15 protein-coding genes are annotated in these 19,450 nt (G+C 48.7%); 10 read left to right on the top strand and 5 right to left on the bottom strand.

Features of this window, described 5'->3' with window-relative positions:
• The first annotated feature begins 87 nt into the window (after positions 1–87).
• The 7 genes from Q8O77_RS13550 (at position 88) to rplT (ending at position 6,709) form a co-directional block, all read left to right on the top strand.
• Positions 88–1,581 carry a methyl-accepting chemotaxis protein gene (locus Q8O77_RS13550; RefSeq protein ID WP_305554047.1) on the top strand — a complete coding sequence of 498 codons (1,494 nt, stop codon included), beginning with the start codon at positions 88–90 and terminating at the stop codon, positions 1,579–1,581.
• Positions 1,578–2,114: a DUF6436 domain-containing protein gene (locus Q8O77_RS13555; protein WP_305554051.1), complete on the top strand. Its 537-nt coding sequence runs from the start codon at positions 1,578–1,580 to the stop codon at positions 2,112–2,114. The genes Q8O77_RS13550 and Q8O77_RS13555 overlap by 4 nt, the downstream gene beginning before the upstream one ends.
• The gene (locus Q8O77_RS13560) at positions 2,104–3,345 is read left to right on the top strand and encodes an EAL and HDOD domain-containing protein (RefSeq protein WP_305554054.1); all 1,242 of its coding nucleotides are present in this window, start codon (positions 2,104–2,106) and stop codon (positions 3,343–3,345) included. The genes Q8O77_RS13555 and Q8O77_RS13560 overlap by 11 nt, the downstream gene beginning before the upstream one ends.
• 205 nt (positions 3,346–3,550) lie before the next feature.
• Positions 3,551–5,461, top strand: coding sequence for a threonine--tRNA ligase (thrS, locus tag Q8O77_RS13565; protein WP_305554057.1), 1,911 nt, complete (start codon positions 3,551–3,553; stop codon positions 5,459–5,461).
• A 42-nt stretch (positions 5,462–5,503) separates the two neighbouring features.
• On the top strand, positions 5,504–6,046 hold the full coding sequence (gene infC / locus Q8O77_RS13570) for a translation initiation factor IF-3 (protein ID WP_305554855.1): 543 nt from the start codon (positions 5,504–5,506) through the stop codon (positions 6,044–6,046).
• Between the two features lie 88 nt (positions 6,047–6,134).
• Complete coding sequence (rpmI, locus tag Q8O77_RS13575) at positions 6,135–6,332, top strand: 50S ribosomal protein L35 (RefSeq protein WP_082122441.1); 198 nt, start codon at positions 6,135–6,137, stop codon at positions 6,330–6,332.
• 17 nt (positions 6,333–6,349) lie between these two features.
• Entirely contained in the window at positions 6,350–6,709 is a 360-nt protein-coding gene (gene rplT, locus Q8O77_RS13580; protein WP_068235207.1) for a 50S ribosomal protein L20, read from the top strand.
• Between the two features lie 86 nt (positions 6,710–6,795).
• On the opposite strand, the gene Q8O77_RS13585 is transcribed toward rplT, so the two are convergent.
• The 3 genes from Q8O77_RS13585 to upp form a co-directional block, all read right to left on the bottom strand.
• On the bottom strand, positions 6,796–7,902 hold the full coding sequence (locus Q8O77_RS13585; RefSeq protein WP_305554071.1) for an META domain-containing protein: 1,107 nt from the start codon (positions 7,900–7,902) through the stop codon (positions 6,796–6,798).
• A gap of 59 nt (positions 7,903–7,961) precedes the next feature.
• Positions 7,962–8,852, bottom strand: a complete 891-nt coding sequence (locus Q8O77_RS13590; RefSeq protein WP_305554074.1) for an alpha/beta fold hydrolase — start codon at positions 8,850–8,852, stop codon at positions 7,962–7,964.
• 82 nt (positions 8,853–8,934) lie between these two features.
• A complete protein-coding gene (gene upp / locus Q8O77_RS13595; protein WP_305554077.1) occupies positions 8,935–9,561 on the bottom strand; it encodes a uracil phosphoribosyltransferase in 627 nt (208 codons plus the stop codon).
• A 117-nt stretch (positions 9,562–9,678) separates the two neighbouring features.
• Between upp and Q8O77_RS13600 the strand changes: the two genes are divergently transcribed.
• Positions 9,679–11,898 carry a S9 family peptidase gene (locus Q8O77_RS13600; protein WP_305554080.1) on the top strand — a complete coding sequence of 740 codons (2,220 nt, stop codon included), beginning with the start codon at positions 9,679–9,681 and terminating at the stop codon, positions 11,896–11,898.
• A 32-nt stretch (positions 11,899–11,930) separates the two neighbouring features.
• Here Q8O77_RS13600 and Q8O77_RS13605 read toward each other — a convergent pair whose 3' ends face one another.
• Both Q8O77_RS13605 and Q8O77_RS13610 read right to left on the bottom strand, forming a co-directional pair.
• Positions 11,931–13,187: an HD-GYP domain-containing protein gene (locus Q8O77_RS13605; RefSeq protein ID WP_305554083.1), complete on the bottom strand. Its 1,257-nt coding sequence runs from the start codon at positions 13,185–13,187 to the stop codon at positions 11,931–11,933.
• Positions 13,188–13,309: 122 nt separating this feature from the next.
• Positions 13,310–15,913, bottom strand: a complete 2,604-nt coding sequence (locus Q8O77_RS13610; RefSeq protein ID WP_305554086.1) for a TonB-dependent receptor — start codon at positions 15,911–15,913, stop codon at positions 13,310–13,312.
• Positions 15,914–16,375: 462 nt separating this feature from the next.
• Between Q8O77_RS13610 and Q8O77_RS13615 the strand changes: the two genes are divergently transcribed.
• Together Q8O77_RS13615 and Q8O77_RS13620 are read left to right on the top strand one after the other, a co-directional pair.
• On the top strand, positions 16,376–17,062 hold the full coding sequence (locus tag Q8O77_RS13615; RefSeq protein WP_305554089.1) for a TetR/AcrR family transcriptional regulator: 687 nt from the start codon (positions 16,376–16,378) through the stop codon (positions 17,060–17,062).
• 1 nt (position 17,063) lies between these two features.
• Complete coding sequence (locus tag Q8O77_RS13620; protein WP_305554092.1) at positions 17,064–19,379, top strand: acyl-CoA dehydrogenase; 2,316 nt, start codon at positions 17,064–17,066, stop codon at positions 19,377–19,379.
• The last annotated feature ends 71 nt before the right edge of the window (positions 19,380–19,450 follow it).

Below are 19,450 nucleotides of genomic sequence, written 5' to 3' on the forward strand. Positions count from 1 at the left end.
AAAATCACTGATCGTGATCATACTGCTACAACGTACTATGCTTATTGATAATTTACTAATATATACCTCATTACTTCAAGGCTTTTTATGACAACTTCCACCCCACGGTTCCGGTTATCTGCTTATCAGATTATGCTGGCTGTAAATATTCTGCTTTTTATCGTGGCGCTCGGTTTGGCGCTTGTAGCTAATAGCTGGTTAGCCGCTCTGGTAGTTGGCTTACCCACCGCTGTTATCCCATTGTTACTGTATAAAATGCTTGGCGACCATACGCTGGCGCGGGTTAGCTACGGCATTAGTTTTATGTTTTTTGCAGCATTATTTATCCACGAAACCGGCGGTATGTTGGAAATGCACTTTGCTATTTTTGTGCTGTTGGCCGTACTTATCGCCTTTCGGGATTACATCGTTATTATTGCGGCCGCACTGACTATTGCCGTGCACCATTTACTGTTTATGTATTTGCAAATGCAAAACACCGGCGTGTATCTGGTGCCGGAAGAAAGTCTGTCACTTGGTATTATCCTGTTGCACGCCTTATTTGTCGTAGTGGAGTCGGCGGTACTGATTATTATATCCAGGCAAAGTCTGCGTGAAGCGCAGGTAGGCCAAGCCTTGTTTGATGCGACAGACTCCCTGCTGACCAAAGACAATAAAGTTATGCTGACACATCGTTGTGACGATATTAAATCTCAGGTAATTAACAGTTTTAATTCGGTGCTGAATTCGTTGCAACACACGATAAAAACCATTGATAGCGCCAGTAGCACCTTGAAACAAGATGCTAAACAGTTGCTGCAAGATGGCCATGATTTATCTGACAGCATGATCAAAAAGTTGGCTGAGGTAGACAGGATTGCCGCAGCAACTGAGCAAATGTCGCTAAGTATCCGTGAGGTTACCGAGCTGTCAGTTCAGGTACTGGATGCGGCAAAGCTGGCTGAGCAAGCTGCCACCGACGGCAAGCAGTCGGTTGGTCAGACTATTAGCTCGGTATCGGCGCTGGCACGGCAGCTTGCGCAAACCGGTGATAAAGTTAACGATGTGGCCAAAGCTACAGCCGATATTCGTAAAGTGCTGGATGTCATTGAGTCTATTGCCGAGCAAACCAATTTGTTGGCACTAAACGCTGCTATTGAAGCGGCCCGTGCTGGTGAGCAGGGTCGTGGTTTTGCCGTAGTTGCCGATGAAGTTCGCACCCTTGCATCGCGTACCCGTGGCTCTACTGATGAAATTAAAATCATGATTGGGCAATTAGTACAGAACAGCAATGAGTCGGTAACGGTGGTTGAGCGCAGTGTTGAACAGCTTGCCGATACCCGTCAGCATGCTGAGCAAAGCGGAATAATGCTGGAGCAAATACTGCAGCATGCAAGACAGGTTGCCGGTTCTGCAGATGTAATGGCGGATGCCCTGCGACAGCAAAGTACAGCCAGTGCAGAAGTGGCGCAGGGCGCGCAGCACATCAGCAGCATGACATCGGAACAAAATGCTCAGGGCGAGCGGGTGGTGCAAAGCGCGCGGCGCGTGGGTGATATTACACAGGTATTGGCTGCCGAGTCCGGGAAGTTTGTTGTTTGAACTTAAAAACCAGCCGTCTGCAGTTAGCGCTGCTACTGTTCAGCCTATGGATCATTGTAGCGTCGGCAGTGCTGTTTTATTTGGGACAGCGTCACTATGGCGTTTTCGCCCCTGATAAGGTGTGGCATAGCAGCGCTATCGACGTGGCAGCTTTTGGACTACGAGCTGCTGCAGGTTTTCAGGTATTGCATGTTTTTGCTGACAGTTGTGTGTGTAATTCGCGTGCGAAGGCGCATATCCGCCAACTGGATAAACAGCTGCTGTCTGAGCAAGCAGAGCAATATTTTTTTAGCCCTGACCAGATTGCCTCAGCAGGGTTCACAATTCCTGCAACACCTGCTGTGCTGATTTTTTCACAAGGCAAACTGGTTTATGCGGGGCCTTATGCCTCAGGGCCATTATGCGCATTAGACGATAGCCTTATTGCACCTATACTTCAGCGAAAGGTTGTATTGCCCGGCAGGTGGTTAAACGGCGAGGCATATGCTTGTCGTTGTATTGCCCCACAAAGCGGAGAGTTTGATGGTATCTGAAAATGATAACGCAATTGTTAGTGCGCTGGATACGCAAAGCTTGTTTGCTGCCCAGCCTATATTCGACAATAAAAATAACCGCGTAGCAGTTGAGCTACTCTACCGCAGTGACAATGGAATATCGGCGCTTGAGCTGGGGGATAACCATGCAACTACTGAGTTATTGTATAACCTGTGCGGTGGTATTTCCGACCAAATTGCTCAGTACAATGCGCCGGTATTCATCAACGTATGTTCAGATTTTTTGCTGTCAGACAGTTTTTTGCCCCTGGAGGCGGAGAATGTTGTCATTGAACTGGTTGAGCGAATTACGCCTGATCCAAATTTTATAGCTCATGTGGCGGCTTTTAAGCGCAGGGGCTTTCGTTTTGCTTTAGATGATTTTGAATTTATCCCTGACTGGGAACCCTTGATTGCTCTGGCCGATTTTATAAAAGTAGATGTATTGCAGCACAGTTTTGCTGAGATTAAATTGCAGATGCATCGCTTACGCAATTACCCGCTTGAATGGTTAGCTGAGCGGGTAGAAACGCCTGAGCAACTTGAGCAGTGCAAAGCGCTCGGATTCACCTTGTTTCAGGGCTATTTTATGGCGCGTCCTGAGCTGGTAACCGGTAAAGTAGTTTCACCGGCAGCACTTAGAATGGCAGATTTAATCAATAATTTGTTTCATGATGAGCCGGACATTAATAAGCTGTCGTTGCAATTGAATGATGAGCCGGCTCTGGTCATGGGCATGTTGCGCATTGCTAATAGCCCCCTGTACCGTAAAACCCGAGAAGTGAACTCGGTAAAAGAGCTGATTATGCGTTTGGGGTTAGACTTAGCCAGGAAATGGATCCTGATGTTCTCGGTGCTTAACCGTTGTAGTCCTGCCGCTGCCGGTTTGGTATTAAGTCGTGCTTATACCGCTCAGCAGTTAGCTGTCTTATGGCATGTAGACAATGCCAAACAAAGCCAATTTTTCTTAACGGGTTTACTGTCGGGCGTAGATATTCTGTTTGGTATTGCGCCGGCAGAATTTGTAGCTCAGTTAAACCTGTCTGATGATATTAAGAATGCTATTGTCCTGCATAGTGGAGAAGCAGCCAAAGCCGTTGATATCATCAAAAACATCGAAAAAGCTTACTCAATGAAAACTGCAGTTGATCATACAGCAGATGATTACTTTGCTATTTATAACCAACAACAATATTACGTGCAGGATAAATTTGCCGGCTTTAGCCGATGATATTTGCCGATTAGTTCCTGCTAACAGCTTTAAGCCCATCCTGACAACTGCTACTATAGCGGCTGTTTTATCGTTTTCCCCCAGTGGTACAACCTTATGACTTTTCGTGTAAGTCATTAACTGGTTGTGCAGGGTGGTAAAACCTCTCCCAACAAAACTAAACAAGTGACCCTTGGTTTGGGCCACCACTGTATAAGGATTTATCATGCCAGTTATTACTCTGCCAGATGGCAGCCAGCGCGCTTTTGATCATGCTGTTTCAGTTATGGATGTTGCCAAAGACATCGGCCCCGGTTTAGCCAAAGCCACCATCGCCGGTAAGGTGAATGGCCAGTTAGTCGATGCCTGTGACCCTATCACCACAGATGCAACCTTAAGCATTATTACCAGCAAAGATCAGGAAGGCCTGGAAATTATCCGCCACTCCTGTGCGCACTTATTAGGCCATGCTATTAAGCAACTGTGGCCGAATGTAAAAATGGCCATAGGTCCGGTAATTGATAACGGCTTTTACTACGACGTTGATTTAGACCAGCCGATTAGCAGCGACGATTTAGCTAAGCTGGAACAGCGCATGCAGGAATTGGCCAAAACCGAATACGACGTGATTAAGAAAAAGGTGAGCTGGCAAGAAGCGGTAGATACCTTTAAAGCGCGTGGCGAGAGCTACAAGCTGGAAATCCTTGAGCAAAACGTTAGCCGTGACGACGAGCCAGGTTTGTATCACCACGAAGAATATATTGATATGTGCCGTGGCCCGCATGTGCCGAATATGCGTTTTTGCCAGCACTTTAAGATTATGAAAGTGGCCGGTGCCTATTGGCGCGGCGACTCAAAAAACAAAATGCTGCAGCGTGTCTATGGCACTGCCTGGGCTGATAAAAAGCAACTGGCAGCCTATTTACTGCAGTTAGAAGAAGCCGAAAAGCGCGACCACCGTAAAATCGGTAAGGCGCTGGGTTTATTTCACTGGCAGGAAGAAGCGCCTGGCATGGTGTTCTGGCATAACGATGGCTGGACTATCTTCCGTGAGCTGGAAAGCTTTGTGCGTGAAAAGCTGGGCGAGTATGACTACGACGAAGTAAAAGGTCCGTTAATGATGGACCGCGTGCTGTGGGAGAAATCCGGCCACTGGGAAAAGTATGCCGATAATATGTTTACTACCCAGTCAGAGCACCGCGAATATGCCATTAAGCCAATGAACTGCCCGGGCCACGTGCAGATATTCAACCAGGGCTTAAAATCGTACCGCGATTTACCACTGCGGATGGCCGAGTTTGGCTGTTGCCACCGTAACGAGCCATCAGGTGGCTTACACGGTTTAATGCGGGTGCGCGGCTTTACCCAAGACGATGCGCATATCTTCTGTACTGAAGATCAGGTGCAGGCTGAGGTAACCAAATGTATCCAGATGGTATTTGATACCTACAGTACCTTTGGCTTTAAAAACGTGGCAGTAAAACTGTCGACCCGGCCGGCGCAGCGTATCGGTACTGACGAGATGTGGGACAGAGCCGAGCAGGGCTTAACCGAAGCGTTAAAAGCCAATGATATCGCCTATGATTTACAGCCGGGCGAAGGCGCCTTTTACGGCCCTAAAATTGAATTTACCCTGCACGACTGTTTAGGCCGGGCCTGGCAGTGCGGTACTGTGCAGTTAGACTTTGCGTTACCGGGCCGTTTAGGCGCCACTTTTGTTGCTGAAAGCGGCGAAAAGCAAACACCGGTAATGATCCACCGTGCTATTTTGGGTTCAATTGAGCGTTTTATCGGTATTTTAATTGAAGAATATGCCGGTTTATTCCCGGCTTGGTTGGCACCCACTCAGGTGGTGGTGATGAACATTACCGATAATCAGGCCGAATATGTACAGAATTTAGTAAAAACTTTCAAATCTCACGGTATTAGAGTCATAAGTGACTTGAGAAATGAGAAGATAGGCTTTAAAATTCGCGAGCACACGCTTAAGCGCATTCCTTACCTTGTTGTCGTTGGTGATAAAGAAATGGAAGCCGGTGATATTGCACTGAGAACGCGCAAGGGTGAAGATTTGGGTAAAATGTCGGTTGCAGCTTTTGTAGAAAAGCTGACAACAGAAATTAAAACCCGGGTTTGAACCAGATTAAGCGTATAAGATTAATTTTCGGAGGAACATACTATTAAAGTAGGAAAGAAAACATTACCTGCAAACCGTCCTAACAGGATCAATGAAGAAATTAACCTGCCAGAGGTACGGTTAATTGGTGTTGAAGGTGAGCAGCTGGGTGTAGTAAGTATTGCTGAAGCCATTCGTTTGGCCGAGGAAGGCGGCGCAGATTTAGTAGAGATCAGCCCGACAGCCGAACCGCCAGTATGTAAGTTGATGGACTACGGTAAGTTCCTGTTTGAAAAGAGTAAAGCTCTGAAAGAGCAGAAGAAGAAGCAAAAACAGATCCAGATTAAGGAAATAAAATTCCGGCCTGGAACTGATGAAGGCGATTACCAGGTAAAACTACGCAACCTGCGTCGCTTCATTGAAGAGGGTGACAAAGCTAAAGTAACGCTGCGCTATCGTGGTCGTGAAATGGCGCATACTGAGATAGGCATTGAGATGTTAAATCGGATTAAAGAAGATTTATCAGACATTGCTGTGTGCGAATCTTTCCCTTCACGGGTGGAAGGTCGTCAGATGATCATGATGCTGGCCCCAAATAAGAAGTAATAAGTGCTTTCAAGTGTAACCCCACACTGCAAAGGGTGGGGTTGACGCCTTATTATTCGTTGTAACTTAACAATGCGAGTTTTTAACTATGCCAAAGATGAAAACCAATAAAGGTGCTGCCAAGCGTTTCAAAAAAACCGCTTCAGGCAACTTTAAACGTAAGCAATCACACCTTCGCCACATCCTGACGAAGAAGACCTCTAAGCGTAAGCGTCAGTTAGGTCCAAAAACCTTAGTCGCTAAAGTAGACATCGCCGGCTTAGTCCGTTGCATGCCGTACGCATAATTAATTAGGAGTCTGACATGCCAAGAGTTAAACGTGGTGTAACGGCGCGCGCGCGCCATAAGAAGGTGTTAAACCAGGCTAAAGGTTACTACGGTGCCCGCAGTCGTGTTTATCGTGTTGCTTTCCAAGCCGTTATTAAAGCCGGCCAATATGCTTACCGTGACCGTCGTCAACGTAAGCGTCAGTTCCGTCAACTGTGGATCGCGCGTATTAACGCGGCGTCACGTATGAATGGTTTATCTTACAGCCGTTTCATTGATGGCCTGAAAAAAGCCTCTGTGGAAATCGACCGTAAGATTTTAGCTGACATCGCCGTATTCGATAAAGCAGCATTCACTGCTTTAGTGAGCAAAGCGAAACAAGCCTTAGCAGCGTAATTTACGCCGCAACAAAAAAGCCACCGCAAGGTGGCTTTTTTTATATTTGATGCTCAGTGAATAAGCTGTGTGATTACCGGTGGCGGTTAATTTACCGCAGGCTTAAATTGCAGAATAAGCTGGTTATTTTTAAACAGCTGTAATTTATCGCCGTTTACTTCAACTCTGTCGGCAGATTGCAGCGATTGGGTAAACTGCTGCTCTAAATCACTGCTGTCGGCACAAAACTTACGCGTGCTCACCAGCGGTTGCACTGTTAACTGGTTAGAGCGTTGTTTGTAGTTACCATTAAAGTTATTGCAACCGGCAAAGCCATACAGGCGCTCGTTTTGATCAAAGATCACCCTGACATTCAGCTGCTGCGGTACATAGCGGTTAGTCAGCTTTTCTGCGCGCCAGACAATACCCTGCATTTTGCCGGGCTGGATATGATCCGGGCAGATGGCGCCTGGCCAAAACTGTTCAAACTTGTCGATAAACAATGTATTGGCTTGCTCGTCCTGGCCTCTGCGGCCAACCAGGGTAGCTATAACGGCATTGCCGGTAAAGCGCTCATCTTGCTGGTACTGGCGCATAACCGGTAAATGGTGCTGCGTATTTGCCACGCTTAGGGTGTCACCGCTGCGGCAACTGGTAAAGGTCGCCTGATTATTGCTTAACATATATAAGCCCAGCATGGCCTGACGGGTGTCGAGCTTTTTAAATTCCGCTTCGCGCTGCAGCTGATATTGCGGGTTGGCACTGATAGGTTTACCGTTCAAATCCAGCATGGCTAACTGGCTGTTAGACAAAAAATGGAATGCCGGCAGGGTTTGCTGCTGATTGACCAAATGCAGGCTGCGTTTTTCCAGCAACCAGATACCTTTTACGATACTGACCTGATTACGCTCAAGGTATTCCTGACGTGCTTCAAAGCGGCCATCGCGAAACAAGTTGATGTGATAGGCAATACCCGGACAATCAGCGCAGGGTAGAGTGCCGCTGAAGGTCATATCGGCATCGACAAAAATATGCTCAAAATCAGTTGCCATGGCTTCAGCCGTAGTTGAATTTGCTACAACGACTTCTTCCGGCTGTGTTACCGGTGTTTCCTGCGCCGGAGCTATGGCGGTTTTCGTCTCAGCACTGCGCTCAGAGGGTACCTGGCTACAGGCAGACAACAGCAGGGCAGTAACGAGTAAGCACTTTTTCATCTTGGGGTCCGCGGTTAAATTTGCGCTATTATAACGGAAATTGTGCGGCGCATTAACAGCTATTTTAACGGTGAATTCAGGGCGTTAACCGCATGCTGAATATACTGCTTTGCCATAGCCGGTTGTTCCTGCATAAAACAGTGGCCGCCGCTGACTTGTTCAATGCTGACGGCGCTATTGCATTTTTGCCATTTTCTCAGCGCTTTGGCGACAAAGTCGTAACTTCTATCACCGTAGATGACGTGCACCGGCGGGCACGACCGGGCCAGTTGTTGCCATAACTTCTCAGGGTAAGACGAGAAAATATCGGCTTCACGTTGCGGCAGACATTTTAAACTCAGGCCCTGCTCTGTGGGTTTTAGTGCATGGTCAATATAGGCGGCCAGTGCATCAGGGTGCCAGTTAGCGAACATGCCTCTGTTATTAAGATAATTCAGTGCGGTATCTCTGTCCGGCCAGTGCTGACGACGGCGCAGTGCAGCTTTGGCCAGCGGGTTTTTATGATATAAGCGCACTCCCTTTAACGTGCTCATCACCGTTAGCATGCCAGGGGTAAACAGTACCGGGTCAAGCAGGATAGCGGCGGTAAAGGGGCTGGGGCTGCTGGTGTGGATTAGCGCGGTTAAAATGCCACCAAAGCTGTGGCCGACGCCGTATACCGGCACATCTGCATACAAGGTTCTATGTGCCTGCCAGGCTTCTGCCGCCAGCTCAGCGCTTTTATTCCAGCCGACAAAAGCGCCGCCGTGATCACTGTCGCCATGGCCCTGGGCATCAGATAAAAACAAGTCATAATCCGCAGCCAACAGCTGCAGCATAGGTTGATACATCCGGCTGCAGAAACCGTTGCCATGCAACATATGCAATACCGGCTTGCCGCTGGCTTCGCTGCGATAGCCGCGCAGGGTAAAGCCTTGCCGGGTGTGATAAGACCATGGAATTAACTGCATAGTATTGTTGCCCTTGATAATAAATCCGGCGCAGCTGACGATAAAAAGTGCCACGCTTTATACGGTCAAACAAAATCGGGAGTTATTTGGTGCCGAACAGTTTATCGCCGGCATCACCTAAACCCGGCAATATATAGCCGTGCTCGTTCAGACAACGATCAACCGCCGCGGTGTACAGCTCGACATCCGGGTGTGCCTGGCGCAGTGCTGCGATACCTTCGGGCGCGGCGACCAATACCAGGGCTTTAATACGCTGTGCACCATGCTGCTTTAGCAGATTAATAGTTGCTATCAGTGAACCGCCTGTGGCCAGCATAGGGTCTATTACTATCGCCAGGCGTTGGTCGAGATCCGACGCCAGTTTTTGAAAGTACGGTACCGGTTGCAGGGTTTGCTCATCGCGGTAAATGCCCACCACGCTAATGCGGGCGCTGGGTAGCAGTTCCAGCACACCATCGAGCATACCCAGGCCGGCGCGCAGTATCGGCACTATGGTGACTTTTTTGCCCTGAATTTGCTCAATCTCAACCGGGCCACTCCAGCTGTCGATGCTAATTGTTTCGGTGGCTAAATCTTTGGTGGCTTCATAAGTGAGCAGGCTACCCAGTTCAGCGGCCAGTTGGCGAAATTGTTTGGTACTGATATCGGCGGCGCGCAGCAAGCCAATTTTATGTTTTACCAGCGGGTGGCTAACTTCGGTTAGTTTCATCTGTGGAATCCTCTGTTTATCGCAGCTAAGCATAACGCAAGCGGCTTTTTCTTGCAGTTTAGCCTGAAGCATTATACAAACGGCAAGCAAAATTAAATCAAAATCGCAGGGACAATAATGCACGTTAAATTACCACGTTTTGTACTGGCACTGTGTTTACTATTCGGAGGCAGCAATATGGCAGATGCGAAGCAACTGGAGTTAGAGCGCTTATTTGCTGATCCGGCATTAAGCGGCGCCACACCGCGCTCGTTGAGTATGGCTCCGGACGGCAGCAGGGTAACCTATCTGAAGGGCAAAGCAGAAGATGCCAACCGGCTGGATTTATGGCAATACCATATCAAAGACGGCAAACACAGCCTGCTGGTTGACGCTGACAGTTTAATCAGCGGCGCTGAAACCTTATCAGATGAAGAAAAGGCCAGACGTGAGCGCATGCGGTTATTTGCTTCCGGCATTATCAGCTACAGTTGGTCGAAAAACAGTGATGCGCTGTTATTTCCGTTAAACGGTGATTTGTACTACTACCAACTAAGCAGCAAAAGCGCGAAAAAGCTGACCGACACCAGCGAGTTTGAAACCGATGCGACTATCTCGCCCACCGGGCGCTATGTTGCCTTTATCCGTAACCAGAATCTGTTTGTGCTGGAGATTGCCAGCGGCAAAGAAACCCAACTGACTACAGACGGTGGCGGCGAGATTAAAAACGGTATGGCGGAATTTGTTGCCCAGGAAGAGATGGGTCGTATGACCGGCTATTGGTGGGCACCGGACGACAGCAAAATTGCCTTTACCCGTACCGACGAAAGCGGTGTGGCAGAAGTAGTACGCAATGAGATTTATGCCGACGAAATTAAGTTGTTTAACCAGCGTTACCCTTATACCGGCACCGCTAATGCCAAAATTCAACTGGGCGTAGTAACGCTCAAAGATGGTAGCGTGAACTGGATTTCACATGGTGATGACGAAGATATCTACTTACCGCGGGTTGAGTGGACAAAAAGTGCCCGTTACTTAAGTTACCAGTGGCAAAGCCGCAACCAGCAGCAACTGGAATTACGTCTGGTCGATTTAAACAACAACCAGCAAAAAGTACTGCTTAGCGAAAGTAGTAAAACCTGGTTGAACCTGCATGACGATTTGCATTTTCTGGCCAACGAACAGGGTTTTATTTGGGCCTCTGAGCGCGACGGCTACAAGCACCTGTATTATTTTGACTTTAACGGCAAATTACAACGGCAGCTAACCAGCGGTAACTGGGTAGTGGATGAACTGGATGCGGTAAATGAAAAGCAGGGCATGGTGTATTTTACCGGCCGTAAAGATACGCCGCTGGAGCGGCATCTGTATCAGGTCAGTTTAAAAGACGGCAATGTTACCCGGTTAACCGAAGCCGGCTTTGATCATGCGCTGGTAATGGCCAAAGATGGCAGCAGCTTTATCGACAGCTTTTCTAATGTCAGTACGCCTGCTAAAGTGGCGCTGCGTGGTCTGGATGGTAAGGTGCTAACCTGGCTGGAACAAAACGAGCTGAACAGCAGCCATGCGCTAACGCCGTATCACGCTGAACTGATGGCGCCGCGTTTTGGCACGCTTAAGGCAGAAGATGGCCAAACTATGCATTACCGGCTGTTTGCGCCAAAAAACCTGGCGCAGGATAAAAAATATCCGGTAATTGTCAGCGTATACGGTGGCCCACATGCCCAGCGCGTAACCAACAGCTGGAGCCCGCGCGACTTGTACCTGCATTATTTGGTGCAGCAAGGCTATCTGGTATTTCAATTGGATAACCGTGGCTCTTATAACCGCGGCAAAGCCTTTGAAGATCCGATTTATTTAAAATTGGGTGAGGTAGAGTTAAATGACCAAATCCGCGGCGTAGAGTACCTGCGCAGCCTGCCGTATGTCGCTGCGGATAAAATTGCTATTTATGGCCACAGCTATGGCGGCTATATGGCAATAATGGCGATGTTTAAAGCCGCTGATTATTTTGCCGCCGGCGTATCCGGTGCACCGGTAACCGACTGGGCATTGTACGATACCCATTACACCGAGCGTTATTTGGGCCACCCTGAGCAAAACGCTAAGGGTTATACCGACAGTGCAGTGTTCCCTTATGCCGATGGCTTAACAGGTGACTTGCTGATTTATCATGGCATGGCAGATGACAACGTGTTGTTTACCCACAGTACCAAGCTGTATAAACAGCTGCAGGATAAGGGCTTGCTGTTTGATATGATCAATTACCCGGGCAGCAAACACTCGATGTTTGGCCAGCCGGTACAAACCCATCTGCATAAAAGCATTACGCAGTTTTTTGACCGCCATCTGAAGTAATAAAAAAGGCCGGTATTTTACCGGCCTTTTAACTACGGCTTGCCCTGAATATGGTAACTGACCTGTGCCCTGGGGTTCAGATACTCTGCTACCTGTTGCGGTAACGACTGAATTTTAATCACTTTGCTGATACTGAGTTTGTCCGGCTCCAGAGTAATGATCGGTGCTTCCAGTCTTGGTATATCCGCGTCATATATAAGCACGTTAGGGCATAGCAGGCTGTCGCTGTTTACTGACATCACAATGCCCAGCCGCTGATCAGACAATAATACAATGGTGCCGGGTGGATACACGCCCATCATTTTAATCATCACTTTCATTTCACGCTCGGGCAACTTGCCTTTCATACTGCGGTACATATACGACAATGCGTGGTGCGGTGAGCGGGAATTGTTGATATCTAACGGATGGCACAAATTGTCGAACGTATTCACCACCGCAACTATTTTGGCCAATGCATCTATCTGCGGCTCTTTTAAGGCTTTGGGGTAGCCGCTGCCGTCAATATATTCGTGATGTTGCTCAACAATTGGCCATGCCTCCAACGGAAAGTTATCGGTTAAGCCCACTAACTCGACACCGTATTTGGTATGCATTTTCAGCAGGTTTTGCTCCGGCGTGGTTAAGGCCGTGGTTTTACGTAAAATTTGACTGGGTATTTTAATTTTGCCGATATCATGAAACAAAGCACCAATACCAACGGTTTTAACCTGCGCCGGCGACAGATTAAGGTTTTTCGCCAGCATCATCGATAAGGTGGCGACGTTTAATGAATGATAATACAGGCCTTCCTGCTCTTTTGCGGCGCCGGAAATTAAATGCAGCACCAGTGAGTCAGCACCAAGCAGAATATCTGCCATGGCGCTTATCAGGCTGCCGGCTTCGTCTATGGCATTGAGCGGGCGGCTGTTAATTTTGCTCATCAAGCTTTTTACCTGCAGCAGAGATTGAGCAAAGGCTTTCTCGGTACGCTGTAAATCACGCCGGTGCGCTTTGGCCTGTTCAATGCGCTGCATTTTTTCCTGCTGCATTTTCAGCTGAGCTTCACTGGCCGCCATATTAAACCCAGCCGTGTCCTCGTCGCTTAGCTCTTCCGGTTGCGCAACTTTGACGCTTTTATCCGGGTAAAAATATACATAGTCCAGATTAAGTGAACGAATTATCTGCAGTTGTTGGGCGTTTTCAATAATCATATCGCCGGATAAAAACGGATGTTTCAGCCAGCCGCCCGGTAATTTAATGGCATAGCCTAATTTTAATGCCGCAGGTTTAATTTTTAAAACAGACAAGCACAACTCCGGCGCAGCTTAAACAATGTTAGCCATTAGTTTAAGCAGCAAAGCGCACAATACCAATGACACAGAACAAAAAAAGGCCGGATAATTCCGGCCTTAGCGTTAACTGCAGTTTATCAGAAGCGAATTGTATAGCGAGCAGTCCATAAGCGGCCTATCCAGTCATGTACTGAGCTGGCATAACCATTGGTTGGTGATGACGCATAAGGTGGTTCTTTATCCGTCAGGTTGCGAACGGAAAGCAGCAATGATTGATTGTCTGTAATGTCGTAACCAACACTGCCACTGAACACCAACCAGGCATCGACGGTTTCGTTACCACCAAATTTAAAATCGCCGTCGCCCAGCTCACTGATGTAATGGGCTGACAAGCTGGCTGACCAATTGTTCAGGTTCCAGTCTGTGCCAAAATCGGAGACAAAATCAGGCCGGGCAATTTCATTGGCGCCGCTGAGTTTACCTAACAGGTCTTCTTTGCTGCTATCGGGTGTTACCTGGCGCTCATAACTGAAGGTTTTTGTGCCGGCAGCATACAGCTTAAAAGTACCGAAGTTGGTTGTATCAATGCGGTAATCAATTTTAACGTCAATACCATCGGTTTCCTGGCTACCTACGTTAAAGAAGCCGGTTCTTAAAAACACCAGATCATTACCGCCATCCAGTACACAGCCAAATTCACCGTTTAATGCGGCAATGCTGTCAGTAGCTGGCGCGGTGCCGGCAATGCAGGCTTTTAATGTGGTATTGGCATCGACATCAACAATATCGGTATGCTCATAGCGCCAATAGTCGGCGGTGATCTGCAGATTGTCAGTCAGGTTCCAGGATAAGCCAAGGTTAACCGCTTCGGAGTTCTCCGCATCCAGGCCGCGGTTACCCAGAGTCTCCTGGTCCAGTTCAAGCTCACCGAATGAGGCACCAAAATCACCACACAAGGCGTCAAATGGTTGATCCGCGCCACAGTTGATATAGGCCGTGCCCAGTGACTCGCCGGCGCCCAATTGTGACAAGGAGGGTGCTCTGAAACCGGTACTCCAGGATGCGCGCAAAATTAAATCATCGGTAGCACGGTAACGCAGTGATAATTTCGGGTTAGCGTCACCACCAAAATCGCTGTAATGGTCGTAGCGCAGGGCGGCTATTACATCCAGGCTATCTGTAATGGGTACATTAAACTCGGCATAGGCAGCGTACTGGCTGCGATCGGCTTCGGCATCACTGGCCCCCAGTGCAAATACACCGCCATCTTTGGCTATTTGCGATGGCCGGTCGAAAATATCTTCGCTTCTGAATTCGCCACCAAATACCGCGCTGATATTGCCGGCGGAAAGTTCGATAGGCAGGTCGCCGGCGATATTAAAGTCGACAGAAAATACTTCTGATTCGCCCACTCTCGGTGCCAACTCACGCACTGCGGCGCGAGCTGCTGCGCTGTTATCCCGGCCCAGGTTAAACGGGTCGAACGAGCCGTCGGCAATAGCGTTAAGCACCTTATCCACACCCATATAGCCTTGCACGTGGGTAATTTCGTTTTCTGTTTTGCCGTAAGTAGCCGCTGTTTCCCACGACCAGTCGGCTAATTCACCGCGCAAACCGGCCAGTAAACGGTAACTGTTGGTGTCGTAGTCCTGAATACGGGTTTCAGGGAAGCGTGAGCGAACACGGATTGAATTCACTTCGCCATCCTGCGCATCAAGGTCACGGGCCCAGGCCGGCACCAGCGCTGAGTCGCCGTCAATGTCGATATCAAAAGCAGCGGCAGCGTCATAGGCAGAACCACTGTTTTGTTGATACATGGCTTCGGCAAAGAATTCGTTGCCACCTGCCAAACGATAGTTGTGATGCAAGGTTGCGCCTATCGCAGTGGTGTCGGGTTGAATCGCCCGCTGAATAACATAGTCGTATGAGCAGCGGGTGCCGCCGCTGCTGGTGTTATCACCACACCAGGGTTCGGCATAGTCCACACCATCTATGGTGGTGCGGGTGCTGGATGTTAACGTCACTTCTATTGGCCGGTCACTGTTGAACAGGGCTTCACGATCAAAATAATCGACCACCAGGGTGGTGTTGCTGTTAGCGGTATTAAAGCCGCCAACATAAGTCAGATTAGTGCGGCCAAAGTCGCTGCTGGCAGTGTCATCACCGTAAGATACCGAAATTTCATGGCCTTCTACGTCTTTGCGTAAAATAAAGTTGATTACGCCGGCAATAGCGTCAGAGCCATACACTGATGAGGCGCCATCGGTGAGTATTTCTACCCGTTCCAGCGCTGACATCGGAATGGAGTTGACGTTGACAAAAGAGTCAAAGCCATTGGTAAAGGAATCGACTGCAACGCGGCGGCCATTGACTAACACCAACGTAGAGCTACTGCCAAGGCCGCGTAAACTAACACCGGATGAGCCGGCAGGGGCGCCATCAGCGCCACCAACACCGCCATTTTCCGTGAAGGTACCGGCGCTTGATGCTTGCGGTAAGTCACGTAAAAAAGCGCTAACGGTATCGTAACCGCGGTTAGCCAGATCATCGCGGCTGAAGATTTGCACCGGATTCGCGCCTTCCATGTCCACACCTTTTAAGCGTGAACCGGTTACCTGAATTTTCTCAATTTTTTCCTGTTCGGCGATGGCTTCTTCGGCCGCCTGCACGTTATAGCCGGTTGTTGCTAACAACATGGCCATACTCAGGGTAGATAGCTTCATTTTTGCTTTAATGTACATACACATTCCTCTGGATAATAAACGCCGCCTTGAAAGGCGATCTGATTAAAAAGCAGTAAAAATGCGTCTTAGCAGCGGGATCCCAAATACTATGGCAAACGCAACACGCGATTGTCAGTCAGATCAGGGATTTAAGATCAGTAAAAACCTCTGCCAGACGCAGAGGGAGAACTAATTATTGAACCACTCGGATAAGTAGTGAGGAGAGACGTAATAGCCGCGATGATTAACTACACATTTTTGCATCGTTACGCCTCCTTATACTGAAGAATTGATTAGTTTGCTGCCAGTTAAACTCGCGGATCTGCGTAAAACTGTCAAGCGCTTTTTAACAATTGGCTGAAATGTACCCAAATTGCCGTTATTTTCAGCATTGAGGTTAGACCAGTAATTGATTTGCCGCTTGACAGTTTTCTGATTCAAACGTACATTTCAAACACCTGTTTAAATATTGGTTTGGTAATGACAAGTAAACTCAGTACCCAACATAAAATTCTCGATGCGGCGCAAAGCTTATTTGCCGAAACCGGCTTTAATGACACGTCTTTGCGGCAGATCACCAGCCTGGCAGAAGTGAACCTGGCATCAGTTAATTACCACTTTGGCTCAAAAAAAGAGCTGATCCAGGCTGTATTGCAACGCTATCTGGTGGTGTTAATGCCACGCTTAGATCAGGAATTTACCCGGTTGCTGGCCTCGCAGCAGGCAAACAATTTAAGCCAGGTATTGTCGGTATTTGTTAAGCCGCTGCTGGAGTTGAATAAAGTACATCAGAACGGTACGCGGATTTTTTTGCAGTTGCTCGGCCGTGGCTACACCGATGTGCAGGGCCATTTGCGTTGGTTTTTTAACCACAATTATGGCCGTGTGCTGGATAAGCTGGTGTTATTGGTACAACAGGCGTGCCCCGATTTACCGCCGGGAGAGTTGTTCTGGCGGTTACATTTTTCGCTTGGTACTGTGGTGTTTACCATGGCATCCAACGAAGCGTTAGCTGAGATTGCTGAAGCTGACTTCAATGAAAAAGTTGATATTGAAGGCGTGATCCTGCGGTTACTGCCGTATTTGTCGGCCGCGATAGCGGCGCCGGTGTCCACCGTTACTCCCATTAGTCATACCGCGCCGCTGTTGGCGGGTGAAGGAAGGTAATATGTTAGTGCTGTTAATATTAGTTGTTGCTGTGGCGATTATATTGGGTGTTGGTGATATTCGCCGTAACCTGATAACCAAGCCGGTTTTTGCTATGTTTAAAAAAATCCTGCCACCGCTCTCGGATACCGAGCGTGAAGCGATGGAAGCCGGTGATGTGTGGTGGGATGGCGAACTGTTTAAAGGTAAGCCGGACTGGCACAAGCTGCACAGCTTCCCCAAAGCAGAATTAAATGCCGACGAACAGGCGTTTATGGATAATCAGGTAGAAACCCTGCTACAAATGCTGGATGACTACAAGATTGTGCAGGAACAGCGCGACTTACCCAAAGAAGTATGGGATTTTCTAAAGCGAGAAGGTTTCTTCGCGATGATTATTCCTAAATCCTATGGCGGCCGTGAATTTTCTGCCATCGCTAACTCCACCATTGTATCGCGCATTGCTACCCGCAGTTTAACCGCCGCGGTAACGGTAATGGTGCCTAATTCGTTAGGCCCGGGCGAGCTGTTAATGCACTATGGCACCCAAGAGCAGAAAGATTTCTGGTTGCCAACCTTAGCTAACGGTACCGATGTGCCGTGTTTTGCTCTGACCGGGCCTGAAGCCGGCTCTGACGCCGGCGGTATTCCGGATACCGGCGTGGTGTGTAAAGGTGAGTTTGAAGGTAAAGAAGTTACCGGGATCCGTTTAAACTGGGATAAGCGCTACATTACCCTGGCACCGGTAGCAACCGTATTGGGCCTGGCATTTAAGCTGTATGACCCGGAGCAACTGCTTGGCGATAAAGAAGAGTTGGGTATTACCTGTGCGCTTATTCCTACCAGCCATAAAGGCGTAGAAATTGGTGATCGGCACTTTCCGATGAATATGGCCTTTATGAACGGTACTACCTACGGTAAAGACGTCTTTATTCCGCTGGAGTGGATTATCGGTGGTCCGGATTACGCCGGCCGTGGCTGGCGCATGCTGGTAGAGTGTTTGTCGGCAGGGCGTGGTATCAGCTTGCCGGCATTGGCCACTGCTACAGGGCACTTAGCCGCACGGATGACCGGTGCTTATGGCTATGTGCGCCAACAGTTTGGTATGTCTATCGGCAAGTTTGAAGGCGTGCAGGAGTCGCTGGCGCGTATCGGTGGTTTCACCTATAGCCTGGAAGCAATGCGGGTAATGACCGCCGGTGCTATCGACATGAAGTTAAGCCCAAGCGTGGTAACGGCCATTGCCAAGTACCATATGACAGAGATGTCGCGCACCTTAATGAATGATGCCTTTGATATTCATGCCGGCCGCGCTATTCAGGTTGGGCCGAAGAATTATCTGGCACATGGCTATATGGGGATTCCTATTTCGATCACGGTAGAAGGGGCTAATATTTTAACCCGTAACCTGATGATTTTTGGCCAGGGCGCAACGCGCTGCCACCCCTATGTGTTGGCAGAGCTGGAAGCTGCGGCTAACCCGGATGCAGAGCAGGGCTTAAAGCAGTTTGATAACCTGTTGCTGAAGCATATTGGCTTTGCTATCGGTAATACCTTTGGTGCGCTGTGGCAGGGGTTAACGGCTGCAGCCTTTAACTCTGCCCCGGTATCGGGTGAAACCGCTAAATATTACAAACAGTTAAGCCGTATGAGCCGTGGTTTGGCATTAAGTGCGGATTTCTCCATGCTGATTTTAGGCGGCGAGTTAAAGCGCCGTGAAATGCTGTCGGCCCGCTTAGGTGATGTGCTAAGCCAGTTGTATATTGCCTCAGCAGTGCTGAAATTTTATGAAGACAATGGCCGCCAGCAATGTGACCTGCCGTTTGTGCATTACAGCCTGCAGCGCGCGCTGTTCGATATTGGCCGTGCCTTTGATGGTTTCTTTGCCAACTTCCCGAACCGGGTGGTGGCGCGGTTATTAAAAACGCTGATCTTCCCGTTCGGTATTGGTTACAAGATGCCAAATGATGACACCGCAATTCAAATTTGCGAAGCGCTGTCTAAGCCTGGTGTAGTGCGTGACCGCTTAACCCACCTGTGTTATATCGGCGCAGATGAAAATGACGCCACCGGGTTAATGGAGAGTGCTTTTGTCGCTATGCACGCAGCACAGCCGCTGATGAAGAGAATATACCAGGCTCAGCGCGAAGGTAAACTGGCGCGTAAACAGCCGTTGGTGCAAACCATAGAGCAGGCTTTAGCTGCGCAGGTAATCAGCGCAGCAGAAGCAGAGCAACTGACGAAGATGAACACACTGCGTTTTAGCGCCATCAGTGTTGACAGTTTTAAGCCGGGTGAGTTGGATGCTATGGCGATAGCCTCTGCTGACGCCGCTTAAACAACTTGCTACACTCAAACGCCGGCCGGGTTTTCGCTCTGCCGGCGTTTTTTTGTTTTTAAGGAATAATA

The organism is Rheinheimera sp., assembly GCF_030690345.1.
Lineage (GTDB): Bacteria > Pseudomonadota > Gammaproteobacteria > Enterobacterales > Alteromonadaceae > Alishewanella.